This window comes from Streptomyces sp. So13.3, assembly GCF_005860785.2.
Classification (GTDB): domain Bacteria; phylum Actinomycetota; class Actinomycetes; order Streptomycetales; family Streptomycetaceae; genus Actinacidiphila; species Actinacidiphila fildesensis.
This window is the reverse complement of sequence record NZ_CP048835.1, coordinates 8,965,374-8,978,929: the sequence shown is the minus strand read 5'-3', so window position 1 is coordinate 8,978,929 and position 13,556 is coordinate 8,965,374. Positions and strand designations below refer to the sequence as shown.

Below are 13,556 nucleotides of genomic sequence, written 5' to 3'. Positions count from 1 at the left end.
GTCACCGCGCTGGGCCCGGACTCCCAACCGGGCGGCCCCCAGCCCCGAAACCACGGCCGCGCTCGTCGAGTCCCGCGCCGCGCACCGCAGGCTGCGGCTCGGCTACCGGATGGGCCCCGACCGGGAACGGGTCATGGACGTCGACCCGTGGGCGGTCGTCGTGCGCCATGGCCGCTGGTATCTGCTGTGCTGGTCACACACGAAGAACGCGCGACGGGTCCTCCGCGTGGACCGGATCATCACCGTCGACGCCCTCGGCTCCGCCGGCGCCCCTCCGGACGGCCTCGACCCGGCGGAGGCGCTCGAGGAACATCTGGCCGAGGGCTGGAAGTACGAGGCGGAGCCGGGACCCAGCACGCCGCGCAGCTGCGCGGCTTCCTGCGGCGAGGCGACCACACCATGGCACCCGGCCCGGTCGGCCAGCCCTGTAGAAACGGCACTGGTCGCCCAGCCGGTCGACGATCTCCTCAGCTGCTCGGCGGCTGTCGAAATCCAGGGCAACGATGATCGGGTCGCTTGGCTGCACCGCGCCATTGTCGCCGGTCGCGCCGGTCGTCCCGCAGTCGGTCGTCTGCCGTGGGTCTCGTGCCCTGGATCTCGGCCGCGTGGGCCTGGACCTCCCGCCGTCAGCCCCTGGCGGGAGGTCCGTCATGCGCTGCCTGTCGTGTCAGGGCTGGGACGGCTTGCCCGCCGTACCGATCCACGTGTGGAACAACCTGTCCAGGTTCTTGCCGGACTGCCGCTCCGCGAGACGGATGAACCGCGCGGTGGTTCCGTGACCGTCGCGGTTGTCGGTTGCCCAGGTACGCAGGATCCGGAGGAACGTCTTGTCACCGACCGCATGGCGCAGCTTCTGCAGCGCCATGGCGCCGCGCGAGTACACGGGTGCTTCGAAGATGTGCTCCCCGCTGCCGGGGTCGGCGGGCGGGAACGACCACAGTTCGTCGTCCGCGGGAGTGGCGTACAGGTCGTCGAAGGTCTTCTGCGCGCTCTGGCCGCCGTGCTGCTCGTCGTAGAGCCATTCGGCGTAGGTCGCAAAGCCCTCGTTGAGCCAGATGTCCTTCCACGTGGTGAGGGAGACGGAGTCACCGAACCACTGGTGCGCGCTCTCATGGACCAGGGTGCTCAGGTCCGGCGCCCGGTCGTACACCGGCCGGGTCTGGGTCTCCAGCGCGTATCCGACCTTCGGCGCGTGGTCCACGATGGCTCCGGCGGCCCGGAAGGGATAGGGGCCGAAGACCTTGCTCTCCCAGTCCAGAACCGACGGAAGCTTCTTGAGTACGGGTGCCGAGGCGGCCGCCTCACGAGGGTCGACGGCGTTGTAGACCTTGAGGCCGCCCGGGGTGGTGTACTGCTCGACCTTGAACGTGCCCACGGTCGCGGTGGCCAGGTACGCGGCCATCGGCTCCGACTGCCGCCAGCGGAACGTGGTGCGTCCGCCGGAGGTCGTCTGCCCGAGGAAGACACCGTTGGCGACAGCGCTGCGCCCCTGAGGGACGGTGACGGTGAAGTCGTAGCTCGCCTTGTCCTTCGGGTGGTTGTTGGCGGGGAACCACGTCATGGCGCCCTGCGGCTCCCCGGCGACGAACGCTCCGTCGTCCGTGGGGATCCACCCGTCCAGGGAACCGTCCGGGTCGGTGACCGGCTCGGGTATGCCGGCGTACGTGACGACGGCACGGAACTCCCGGTCCTTGGCGATGGACTTCCTCGGGGTGACCACGAGTTCCTGTCCGTCACGGGAGAAGGCCGCGGTGGCCTGATCGACCGTAATGCTCGTGACCTTCAACCCGTTCAGATCCAGATTGAAGCGGCTCAGCTGTTGGGTGGAACGCGCGGTGATGACTGCCCGCCCGTCGAGATGGCGGGTCCCGGGGTCGTAGCCGAGGGTGAGGTCGTAGTGCTTCACGTGGTAGCCCCCGTTGCCCGCCAACGGGAAGTACGGGTCGTTCACACCGGGCGAGCCGGCGGTGCCGGCCGCCGCGGGCCCGGCAGCGGAGGCAAGGAGCGCCACGACGGCGATGGGGAGGCCTGCCGCGACAAGGGCTCCTCTCCGGCTGATGGCCGAGCGCCTGGTGGGCTGCTGCAGGGATGGCGTCACAAGTGCTCCTCTGAACGTGCCGGGATGACGGCGGTGTGCGGTGGCGAACCTCGTCTGGCCGTTACTGCGTTTGCTTCGTTCCGCAGGTGTCGCCACCTGTTAGTGATCAGTGTTGAGGGAAAGTCCCACGGGCACCAGCGAGCCCAGCAGACTGGCCCGCCCCCGGCCCCTCGACCCTGGCCCTGGCCCTGGCTCCGCCCGCCAAGGAACCACCCCTTGGCCGGTGTTCCGTCCGGCTCCCCAGCACTCCACCTGGCCATCGCCGAGGTGCGTGTGCCTGGTCGCTGGTCCCTTCGGGTGAGGCAACCCCCAACACGGCGCCTCCCACCACGCCTGCGGCAGCTCCTATCGGCCCCCGGTTCCTCGTCGATTCCCCGTAGGCCACGTGAGGGAACGCGCCCCGGCCCAGGGTGGGAGCCAACTCCCGGCGAGGGTTTCGCGGCCGCTATGCGTGCACCGGGAAGGACGCTTGGAAGGCGAATCGGCCGTCGGCGCCGTTGCCGATGTCCTCCAGCAGCCCTTCAAGCGCGAGGTACTCGTCCCAGCGCGGGCTGCCGGTTGCTCGGACCAGCCGCGAGATGATGAGGTCTTCGAGGTCTGGGACGCGCTTGTTCTTCCAGACCTTGTCGGCTGCGCTCACCAACAGGTCCTCGAGCGTGATATCGGGATCCGACCATGCCGCGTGCGTGCCGGCGAAGCGGGCTCGCTCCGGGACGAACCCGTGCGCCAAGAGCAGTTCCCTCCCCGCCTCTTCGTGCGACGAGCCGGGCCCGGACAGCTCAGCTATGTGCACCGTTTTGCCGATGTCATGCGTCGCCGCCCCGAAGAGAACAGCTTCGCGGTCGAGGGCGAGGCCGGGGCAGCGATGAACCACCCACTCGACCAGCTGACCTGCGACATCGTGGACAGCACGCAAATGGGCAGCCAACCGCGGCGGAGCGTTCAGGGACAGAAGCAGGTCTGCCACCGGCGGCGGGAGCGGTCGCAGTGGCGGGTCGGCAGAGTCGTGAAGAGCTCGGGAGAGGATGTCTGATGGTGCCATCGGGGCAGACTACTGAGATTCGAACGGACGGCGCCCCGTCCACAGGTCATATCCGGTTGACGGTGATCAGGGTGGTTGCTGTACTTCGCTGCTGTACCGACGACCGGAGCGGAGGGGTTCATGAGCGGCGGACTGCCCGAAAGCGTGGACCACGACATCGCCGAGGGCCGAACCATCGTCGCCATCAAGGGAATCTGCGACTCCCTGGGATGCTCCATCCGTGAGGCCGTGGACATCTACGCGGCAAGGCACGAGGAACTTCTGCGCGACCGCCCGACGATTTCACCGTCGGACCGGACGAACAGCTCACCCTGCCCGGAGTCTTCTCACCGACCGAACGCGAACAACTCGTCGCGGCAGCGGTCGACCGGATCGTGACGCCGTAACCCCTCGCCGGGAATGCGTCGGCCCGCCGGACTTGGTCCGGCGGGCCGAGGGTCGGGAACTCATCCCCGCGAGTGGCCTCTCCTCCTGGAGAGGCCACTCGCGGGTTCTGTTACTCCGGGGCTGTCACGTCCGATACCGCTTGGACGAGGCTCAAGGCCAGGGCGTCGAAGTTCTCCCGATGGAAACTCAACTTCACGTGGAAGTTCTCCGCCGCGAAGTATGTCCTGTCGATGAGGAAGACGGTGGCTGCCGCCGTGAGTGCCGCATGGATGGCGTGCAGCTCCCGCAGATCCAGGACGTAGTCGCGGGTGGCCTTGTGATCACCCGCGAGCCTGGTCGGCACCCTCACCGGAACGGCACCCGCGGACGGCGCCGCCGCCGACCGCCTGGCCCGGGCGCTTCGGCCGTCGTCCCCGTCCTCGCACACGTGAGACCGCCCTCCGCACCGCCGACCAGCACGACGTTCCCGAGTAACCTTGCGCCGTGACGATGCACAGAACTGCCGACGCGAGTGTTGAAGCGATGCTCGAGGACCTCAGGACACTCGTCGAAATCGAGTCTCCATCGCGCGACCTCAACGCCCTGACGGCATCGGCCAAAGCTGTCGCCGCCGTCATCGAGAGCCGCCTCGGCGGGGCGGCCGTCCTTGTCGAGAGCGAAGCGGGACCGCACGTCCACTGGTCGGCCGGCGGGGATCCCAAAGTGCTGATCCTCGGTCACCATGACACGGTGTTTCCGCTCGGCACCCTTGAACGCCGCCCGTTCAGGGTCGAAGACGGACACGCGACCGGCCCCGGAGTCTTCGACATGCTGGGCGGTCTGGTGCAGGCCGTTCACGGCCTGGCGACGCTCGATGACCGTTCAGGCGTCGAGATCCTGATGACCGCCGACGAAGAGGTCGGCTCCCGCTCCTCGCGCGCCCTCCTCGAAGAACGAGCCATCGCCTGCGGCGCCGTGCTGGTGCTCGAGGGCGCCGCTGACGGCGGCGCTCTGAAGACCGGCCGCAAAGGCTGCGGCACGTTCCACGTCACCATCACGGGACGGGCGTCGCACGCGGGCCTTGAGCCCGAAGCCGGCGTCAACGCCCTGATCGAAGCCTCCCACCAGGTCCTGGACATCGCGGCGCTCGGCCGACCCGGCATCGGCACGACCGTCACCCCGACCGTCGCTTCCGCGGGAACCCAGGACAACGTCGTTCCCGCGGAAGCGACCGTCCTCGTCGACGTCCGCGTCGAGTCGGCCGATGAGAAGGAACGCATCGAATCCGCCTTCGCGGCCCTCGCTCCGCATCTCGAAGGGGCCCGGATCACCGTTCAGGGAGCCGTCGGCCGACCCCCGATGCCCGAGTCGGCATCGACGCAGCTCTTCGCGCTGGCACAGCAGCTGCTTCCCGACCTCGTAGGCACGGCGGTCGGCGGCGGAAGCGACGGCAACTTCACCGCGGCCCTGGGCGTGCCGACACTCGACGGCCTCGGAGCAGTCGGCGGCGGCGCCCACGCCGACCACGAGTACCTGGTGATCGAAGCGATGGCCGAGCGGGCGCATCTTGTCGCCGGCCTGGTGAACGCGATCCAGAACGCGTAGAGGGGCATGCGGAGTGCGCGACCTGCCGCGGATCACGCGATCCGCGCGGGTCGCCGCTCGGAAGCATGAGGCGCGCTCACCCCCGCGGCAGCGGAACTGGGCGGCGCGGCCAGCGGCCTGCTCACCGCCGGCCCCGTCGCGCGCCATCTTCATGAGCTCGCCACCGCACTCCGCAACGCACCATGACGCCACGTTGACTCCCGTGACTGCCGTGACTCCCGATCGCCGGGCGAGTGCCGCATTCCAGAGATCGGGCCCATGGCCATGAATTGAAACGATATCGGCGGAGTGTGTCGACACGGTGGAGTACGCCCGATCGCACGGAAGCAAGCGCAGGCGAACGGTGGCAGTTGGGCCGCGTTCCGAGAACAGGGCCGGCAGGCGCAGGTCTCTGGACAACAACAACCATCTAGATTACGGGTGTTGACCCTGCCGATCGACCCGTAGGGATCAGGCCACCAGCCCATTCGACCCCGGGTTGCCGGGCTCAGGTCCCGCCGTGAGAGCGGCTGTCGAATCCCTGGACGGCATGGGGGTGGACGCCGTAGCATCCCGCCGAATGAATCGATTCATTCCTACGTGGGAGTAGCCATGCCGCTGGACGAGCCGTCCCCCTCCGGGCACGACCGACGCATGATTCTGAAATGGGGGCTCGGCGGAGCCGCACTCGCCGCGGCGGGATTCCCCGCTCTGACGGCCGCCTCCGCGAGCGCCGCACCGGCCGCAGGAACCGTGCTGCCCGTCGCCCTCACCGGTGCGCACTGGGTGTGGTTCCCGGAGGGCAGCCCGGCGAGTTCCGCCCCGACCGGTGACCGGTACTTCCGCCGGACGTTCACCATCCCGGCGGGCCCTGTCACCGAGGCGCAGTTCGTCGTCACCGGCGACGACACCGTGGACGTCTGGCTCAACGGCACTCCCCTGGCCTCCTCTCCCCGGGCCGCCGACTCCTGGGCCCAGGCGCTGTACGTCGACCTCCAGTCCGCACTGCTCCCGGGGGCGAACACCCTCGCGGTCGTGGCCCGCAACACCTCCACCGGTCCGGCCGGCCTCATCGGGCGGGTGCACGTCGTGGCCGGTGGCACCGGCGTAGACCTCGTCACGGACGGGGCCTGGAAGGCGTCGCAGACCCCGGTGGGTGACTGGGAGCAGCCCGGGTTCAACGACGCGTCCTGGCCTGCCGCCGCCGACCTCGGGGCCTACGGGTCGGGTCCGTGGGGAAGCCGCGTCGCCGCGCCCGACCCGGCGGCCGCCTCACCGCTGAGCGTCGCCTCGGCCACCACTGAGCGCCGCACCGACCCGCTCGGACTGGACGCCGCGCGGCCCAGGTTCGGTTGGAAACTCACCGGGGCCGGTGGGCAGGCGCAGGGCGCCTACCAGGTCATCGTCGCCACTTCCGGTGCGTTGGCCGATGCCGGTACCGGCGACGTCTGGGACAGCGGCCGCGCACCGAGCGGTCAGTCCGTCGATGTCGTGTACGGCGGCCCGACGCTGGCCTCGCGGACCCGCTACTACTGGCGGGTCAAGATATGGGACACCCAGGGACGCGTCAGCGGGTGGGGTGCCGTCCGGACCTTCGAGACCGGTCTGCTCGCCCCGGCCGCCGAGTGGAAGGGCGCTTTCATCGGGCAGCCGCTGTCCACCGCCGGACTGAGCGGCGCCACCTGGATCTGGTACCCGGAGGGCGACCCGGCCTCCGGCGTCCCGGCCGGGACCCGCTACTTCCGCAGGACCGTCAGCTTCACGGCCGCCCCGTCGTCCGCCACCCTCGTCGTCTCCGGCGACGACACCGCCACTGTGTGGGTCAACGGCACCCAGGTCAGTTCCGCCACCGCGTGGCAGCAGGCCTCCGTCGTCGACGTCACGAGCCGACTGCACGCCGGATCCAACACCATCGCGGTGTCGACGCAGAACACCAGCCAGTCGCCGGCGGGCATGATCGCCCAACTGACCGCGACCGGCAGCCCGGTCGTCAACACCGACGCCACCTGGAAGGCCGCGCAGACGGGACCGGCCGGCTGGGAGCAGCCCGGCTTCAACGACTCCGCCTGGGTGCAGGCGAAAGCGGTGGCGGTGTATGGGGGCGGGCCCTGGGGATCCGGTGTGGCGATACCGCAGGCCAAGCCGTCCCCGCTGCTTCGCAAGGCGTTCACGGTCTCCAAGCCGGTGGCCACGGCACGGCTGTTCACGACGGCCCTGGGCCTGCACGAGACGCGGCTCAACGGTGCCAAGGTCGGCAACGACGCGCTCGCACCCGGTTGGACGGACTACTCCAAGCGCGTGCAGTACAAGGAGTACGACGTGACCGCCCAGATCGCGCAGGGCGCCAACGCGCTCGGCGCGTGGCTGGGCAACGGCTGGTACACCGGCCATATCGGCTGGCACGGGCCCCAGTTCTACGGTGCGCAGCCCTGGTACTCGGCGCAACTGCACCTGACCTACACCGACGGAACGACCTCGCTGGTGGCCACCGACAGCAGTTGGAAGTACGCGCCCGGCCCGATCCGGGTCGACGACCTGCAGATGGGCGAGGAGTACGACGCCCGGTCAGCCGTGGCGGGTTGGGACGGCGCCGGGTTCAACGACGCGGCCTGGAGCGCCGTCACGGTGCGCTCGGGTGCGCTCCCGAACCTGGTGTCGCAGGTCGACGAGGGGGTCCGGGTGCAGTACGACCGCGTCCCTGTCGCCCTCACCCAGCCGAAACCCGGTGTGTGGATCTTCGATCTCGGGCAGAACGCCACGGGCTGGGACCGGTTGCGGGTGTCGGGGCCCGCGGGCACCGTCGTGACGCTGCGGCACGGCGAGATCCTCAACGCGGACGGCACGCTCTACACCGACAACCTGCGGGTGGCGGGCCTGGGAACCGACCGGTACACCCTCGCGGGCACCGGGACGGAAACCTACGAGCCACGGTTCACCCTGCACGGGTACCGGTACGTCGAAGTGACCGGCTTCCCCGGCACCCCGACGACGTCCGCCCTCACCGGTCGCACCGCCTGGACGTCCGCCGCTCAACTGGGCACTCTGACCACGTCCAACGCGCTGCTCAACCAGGTGCAGCAGGCGATCGTATGGGGACAGCGGTCCAACATGCTCGCGGTCCCCACCGACTGCCCGAGCCGTAACGAACGGCTCGGCTGGACCGGTGACATCGCGGCCTTCGTCGATACCTCGACGTACAACATCGACATGTCGTCGTTCCTCAACAAGTACACCGACGACCTGACGGACGCCCAGCACGCCGACGGATCGTTCACGAACACCGCACCGGACACCCAGGACGGCTCGGGCGTCGCCGGCTGGGGGGACGCGGGCGTCATCGTCCCGTACACCCTGTGGCAGCGCACGGGTGATGTACGCGTCGTCGACGAGCACTTCGCCGCGATGGTCCGGTGGGTGGAGTACCTCCGGTCGACCGCCGACGCGAATCTGATCCGTGACCAGGGCGGTTTCGGGGACTGGCTCAACGTCAACGACGACACCGCCCGCAACGTCATCTCCACGGCGTTCTTCGCCTGGGCGGCTCGGCTGGTGTCGAGGATGGCGCGGGCCACCGGGCGCACCGCGGAGGCCACCACCTTCGGCACCCTCGCGGACCAGGTCGCCGCCGCTTTCACCAACTACTTCGTCGCGGCCAACGGAACGGTGTCCGGCAACACCCAGACCGGGTACGTGCTGGCGCTGGCCTTCGGACTGGTCCCGGAGAACCGGGTGCAGTCGCTGGTCGACCGGCTGGTCTCGAAGGTCGCCGCTTCCGGCGGCCATCTGTCCGTCGGATTCCTCGGGGTCAAGGACCTGCTGCCGGTCCTCACCGACCACGGCCGCGCCGACATCGCCTACCAGATCCTGCTCCAGCCCGGGTACCCCGGCTGGGGGTACATGATCAGCAGGGGCGCGACCACCATCTGGGAGCGCTGGGACGGCATCCGGACCGACGGCAGCCTCCAGGACGCCGGGATGAACTCGTTCAACCACTACGGGCTCGGCTCGGTCGGCGACTTCCTCTACCGCCAGGTCGGCGGCCTCGGCCCGGCGTCCCCCGGCTACCGGGCGCTGCTCGTCGCACCCCGGCCCGGCGGAGGGCTGACCTCGGCACGTGCCGCGTACGAGACGCCGTACGGTCAGGCGGTCAGCGACTGGTCCGTCTCCGGCGGGGTGTTCACCCTCAAGATCACCGTGCCCGCCGGTACGTCGGCGACCGTCCGGGTGCCGGCCGGCTCGGCGGCCGCGGTGACCGCACCCGCCCAGGCGGTGCCTTTCGGCTACGCCCAGGGCGCCGCGGCCTTCCGGCTTCCCGCCGGGAACCACACCTTCACCGCTCCGGCCTGAGTCCTGGTGTGAAGTCCTGGCACGAGCCCGGGCCTGAGCGCCGACGCGATGGGCGGAGGGACCTGTCCGGCGGCGCCTAGTGCTGAATTCCTCAACTTATGGGTATACACGGTGTGTTGAGGAGTGCGCTGGGGGTGGATGGTGCCGACATTGCTGCGGGCTCGGCCTGCTTCGGGTCCGGATGAGGCGTTGATGATCGACCGGCTGACGAGGGCTCGGAAGGCACCGGCTGACCTGGTGCTCAGAGCACAGATCATTGTTCTGAGCTGGGACGGTCTGCGGGTGGCGGCGATCGCCGTGGAGCTGGGGTGTCATGCGAAGACGGTGCGGTGGTGGCTGCACCGTTTCAATGAGCTGGGGGTGGAAGGGCTGGAGGACCGGCCGGTCGCGGGCCGGCCGCGCCGGATCACCGAGGCCGAGAGGTCCCGGATCATCGCGCTGGTCAGACAGGAGCCACCGGGACGTCTGACCAGGCACGAGGACGGCGAACTGGCGGCGCAGGACGAGTCAGGGGCACCGCAGTGGACACTCGACGCCCTGGCTGAGGCTGCCCGCCGCGGCGGCATCGAAGTGGGCCGGTCCCAAGTCCGCAGAATCCTGGTGGCCGAAGGCGTCCGATGGCGCCGCACCCGTTCCTGGATCCGCTCAAAGGACCGGGATTTCGAGGGAAAAGGACGCGGGTCGTCGGCCTCTACACCTGCCCGCCCGAAGACGCGACGGTCATCTGCGTCGACGAGCTCGGACCGGTAATCCCGCGCACCTTCCCGCCGGCGCCGGGCTGGTCGCCGGACGGACATCGCATCAAAGCAGAACTCGACTACGGCCGCGGCCCGGAGAAAACCTGGGTCTACGGCGGCCTCCGCATCCGCGACGGACAGCAGGTCACCATGACCGCTCCGTCTCGCAATAGTGCCTTCTACCAGCAGTTCCTCCAACGCATCGAGGAAGCCAACCCTGCAGGCGACATCTATGTGGTGACCGACAACCTGTCCTCGCACAACAGCCTCTCGACCCGAACCTGGCTCGAGGACCACCCCCGCATTCACCACGTCTTCATACCCGTCAGCGCTTGCTGGCTCAACCTCCAAGAAGGCTGGTGGCGCATCTTCCGCAAAGTCGCACTCGCCGGCCACAGCTTCGCCGGACCCGACGAAATCACCCACGCCACCGAACTCGCGACAACCCAACTCAACGCCCGCGCCAAACCCTGGATCTGGGGCAGACCCGCCCCACCCACCCGACACCTACGCCGACGCTACGTCTACTGCCTTTGAGGAATTCAGCACTAGGCCATTCGGGTGGGCACCGAAGCCGTTCCGGTGAACGTCATCGCTCGCCTGCGGCACCTGTGCGGTCCCCTTCTCGGCGAAGGGGACCGCACAGGTGCCGCCCTCATGCCACAGGCAGGGCGAATTCCGGGTCCGCGGTGGCGATGTCGACGCCGTCCGGCCAGACGTCGATGCGCACCAGGCGGAGGTCCGACCATTGGGACGGATCGACTTCAGGGTGTTCGTCCATGGCCAGGATCTCGTCGCGCTTGGTGTTCGCATAGCTCTGCGCGTCGGGGGCTTCTTCCGGGTGGTCGGCGATGTGCACGGTACCCAACGGTCCATTCGCCTCGAACGTAGCCACAGCTATGTACAGGGGCATGTGAAGATCACCTCTCCTCCACGATGCACGTACCGAGGCGTACGTGCACGTCGAAGGGGTCACCCCCAGCGCCCGGGCGGGGCGCTTGCCTCGTATGGGGGGCTTCTTACCCCGCTGAAATCCTTACTGAACGGCGGTACGCGAAACCCCGCGGGCCGACGTCAGTAGATGGTGATCCCCGTGTCCGCCCCACGGCCCCGGACCACCCGCAGCGCGGGCAGCGTGGCGATGGTGACGGCGGCGGTGACCACCGCTCCCCCGGCCAGCAGCAGCGTCATCAGGGCGGGCGTCCGCGCTATGCCCGCGCCGATGCCGCTGGAGCGTCCTTGCAGGTCGATCAGCCAGTGCGAGGTGAGGACACCGACGACGGTGCCGGCCAGTGCCGCCGCCAGGGCGATGACTGCGGCGCTGATCTGGATGACCGCGACCGTCTGGCGGGGAGTCAGCCCGATGGCGCGCAGGGCCCGCAGATCCCGGCTGTGATCCCGCACGGCGGCGGTGATCGAGGTGGAGAGGTCCACCAGGCCGATGAGTGCCAGCACGGCGACGAGCCCGGCGATCACACCGCGGATCGGGGACAGCTCGTCGGCGGGGCCGGCCGTCGTGCGGATCTCCAGCCGGCCGTCCGAGGCCTGGGGCAGGGCGCGGGACACCGCGGCCGGGTCGGCGCCCGGCCGCAACGCCAGATGGTAGAACTGCGGGCGCAGCGAGTCCTGCCCTTCCTGGAGAGTGTCCAGGGAGGTGGAGATGACCATCCCGTTGTGCTCGGTTTCGATGCTGCGTCCCACGATGTGCAGGATGTGCGGTGTGCCGGCCACGGTGACCCGGACCCATTCGCCGACCCGGACGTCCATGGCGTCGAGCAGTCCCTGTCCGGCCATCGCCTCGTCCGGTGCCGTCGCGACCCGCCCTTCCGCCGCGGCGAAGGGGTAGCGGTGCTCGGCGGTGCCGAGCCCGCGCAGGGTGATGGTGCGGGTCTGCCCGGGCACGAGCGCGGCGACCTCGGTCGCCGGGTACACGCCGGAGACGCCGGGCAGCTGTGTCAGCCGGGTCTCCAGCCCGGTGGTGGACGCGCCGTCCTCGCGCGCCGTCAGCTGTGCCGTCAGTCCGGCCCTCTCGGGGGGATGCTGGAAACGGTCCAGCGTGGCGGCGGCGGAGAGAGCCACGGTGATCATGACGATGGGCAGCGCGAGCCGGGCCACGGACGCCGCGAAGCGCCCCGGGCGGTGCACGGCTCCGCGCCATCCGAGCACCAGCGACGGGGGTGTCCTGAAGCGGAACGCCGTTCGTGACCGAGCCGAGCTCCGTCGCCCCGGTGCGGTGATCCGGGCGGCGGGTATCGGCGGGATCCGGGCAGCACGCCAGGCGGCGAACATCGTGGCGGCGGCGATGGCGGAGACGGTGGCGGCGCAGGTGTACACCAGGGACGAGCTCTGTCCGGGCAGCGCCTGCCAGAGCGTCACCGCCTCGCCGATCGGGCCGGGCACGGCGGTGCCCGCGATCTGGACGGCGGCCGTCCCGACGGCGGCGCCCAGCACCGCGAGCACGGCGTGCTGCGCGAAGAACATCCCGGCGATCTGTCCGGGGGTGAACCCCACCGCTTTGAGGACCGAGATGTCCCGGACGTGGGCGAGGACGCGGGTGCTGACACCTCCGGTCACCGCCACCGCGGCGGCCAGGAGCGCGCCGAGCCCGAAGATCCTCAGCAGCAGCCCCAGCAGCCGGTTGTCGCCTTCGGCGGCGGAGCGGGCATCGCGCCAGGTGGAGACGGAGAGCACATGGTCGGGGCCCACCGCGGCGACCGCCCGCTGCACCACGAAGTCCGTGTCGCCCGGGTCGGCGAGCCGCAGTCCGACGGTCTGCCCGGGGTGCGTCTGCGCGGAGGCCAGGGCACCGACCAGGTCGGGCGAAGCCCAGCCCACGCCGGGGACGTCGCCGCGGACGTATCCCCGTTCTGCGGTCCTGGCCGTTCCGACCACGCGCAGCGTACGGACGCTCGTACCGCCGGTTTCAATCTGCAGGGTGTCACCGGGCTGGGCCCACAAGGCGCCGGCCACGGACTGCTCCAGCACGATCCCGTCGCCTTGCGTGCCGTCCAGCCAGCGCCCAGCGGCGATCTTGGGCTGGGCGATGTCCTCCCTGTGCGGTCCGGCGGCACGCAGGTCGAGCGCGGCCGTCTCGGCGCCGAGACGGACAGTCACCGAATCGGTGCGGAACGGGCCGGACAGCGCCTGCACTCCGTCGAGCCCGCTCAGCGGCCAGGTAGGGGTGCCTGCCGTGGTGCGCAGCCACACATGGCCGCCCTGCGTTTCGGTGAACAGCCGCTGCCAGGGGCTGACCGCGTACTGCAGCAGCGCCGCGGAGAGCAGCAGGGCCACGGTGATCCCGGCGGTGGCGAGGACGATGGACAGGGCCTGGCCGCGGTGTGTGCGCAGGTCGGCGAGTGCCCAGCGGGTGATGGCGCGCATC

9 protein-coding genes and 1 pseudogene are annotated in these 13,556 nt (G+C 70.0%); 5 read left to right on the top strand and 5 right to left on the bottom strand.

The features are described from left to right. Positions 1 to 667: 667 nt before the first annotated feature. On the bottom strand, positions 668 to 2,098 hold the full coding sequence (locus C8250_RS40065) for a M1 family metallopeptidase (protein ID WP_138352063.1): 1,431 nt from the start codon (positions 2,096 to 2,098) through the stop codon (positions 668 to 670). 445 nt (positions 2,099 to 2,543) lie between these two features. Further along, positions 2,544 to 3,140 (bottom strand): HD domain-containing protein, encoded by a 597-nt coding sequence (locus tag C8250_RS40060; RefSeq protein ID WP_138352064.1) that lies wholly within the window; start codon positions 3,138 to 3,140, stop codon positions 2,544 to 2,546. A 299-nt stretch (positions 3,141 to 3,439) separates the two neighbouring features. Here C8250_RS40060 and C8250_RS44155 point away from each other — a divergent pair. Further along, positions 3,440 to 3,526: pseudogene (locus C8250_RS44155) on the top strand (TetR/AcrR family transcriptional regulator); the annotation flags it as partial. Positions 3,527 to 3,636: 110 nt separating this feature from the next. On the opposite strand, the gene C8250_RS40050 reads toward C8250_RS44155, so the two are convergent. Continuing rightward, entirely contained in the window at positions 3,637 to 3,876 is a 240-nt protein-coding gene (locus tag C8250_RS40050; RefSeq protein WP_138352065.1) for a hypothetical protein, read from the bottom strand. A 140-nt stretch (positions 3,877 to 4,016) separates the two neighbouring features. Here C8250_RS40050 and C8250_RS40045 point away from each other — a divergent pair, with 140 nt between their 5' ends. From C8250_RS40045 to C8250_RS40030, 4 genes are all read left to right on the top strand, one after another. After that, positions 4,017 to 5,111: a M20 family metallopeptidase gene (locus tag C8250_RS40045; RefSeq protein WP_138352108.1), complete on the top strand. Its 1,095-nt coding sequence runs from the start codon at positions 4,017 to 4,019 to the stop codon at positions 5,109 to 5,111. A gap of 633 nt (positions 5,112 to 5,744) precedes the next feature. Continuing rightward, positions 5,745 to 9,437: a family 78 glycoside hydrolase catalytic domain gene (locus C8250_RS40040; RefSeq protein WP_138352066.1), complete on the top strand. Its 3,693-nt coding sequence runs from the start codon at positions 5,745 to 5,747 to the stop codon at positions 9,435 to 9,437. Positions 9,438 to 9,575: 138 nt separating this feature from the next. Beyond that, positions 9,576 to 10,187, top strand: coding sequence for a helix-turn-helix domain-containing protein (locus C8250_RS40035; protein ID WP_138359669.1), 612 nt, complete (start codon positions 9,576 to 9,578; stop codon positions 10,185 to 10,187). Further along, entirely contained in the window at positions 10,073 to 10,711 is a 639-nt protein-coding gene (locus C8250_RS40030; RefSeq protein WP_203218468.1) for an IS630 family transposase, read from the top strand. Before C8250_RS40035 ends, C8250_RS40030 begins: the two co-directional genes overlap by 115 nt. Positions 10,712 to 10,829: 118 nt before the next feature. On the opposite strand, the gene C8250_RS40025 is transcribed toward C8250_RS40030, so the two are convergent. Together C8250_RS40025 and C8250_RS40020 are read right to left on the bottom strand one after the other, a co-directional pair. Continuing rightward, complete coding sequence (locus C8250_RS40025; RefSeq protein WP_138358658.1) at positions 10,830 to 11,033, bottom strand: hypothetical protein; 204 nt, start codon at positions 11,031 to 11,033, stop codon at positions 10,830 to 10,832. 215 nt (positions 11,034 to 11,248) lie between these two features. Next, the gene (locus C8250_RS40020) at positions 11,249 to 13,555 is read right to left on the bottom strand and encodes an FtsX-like permease family protein (RefSeq protein WP_138358656.1); all 2,307 of its coding nucleotides are present in this window, start codon (positions 13,553 to 13,555) and stop codon (positions 11,249 to 11,251) included. Position 13,556 lies beyond the last annotated feature (1 nt).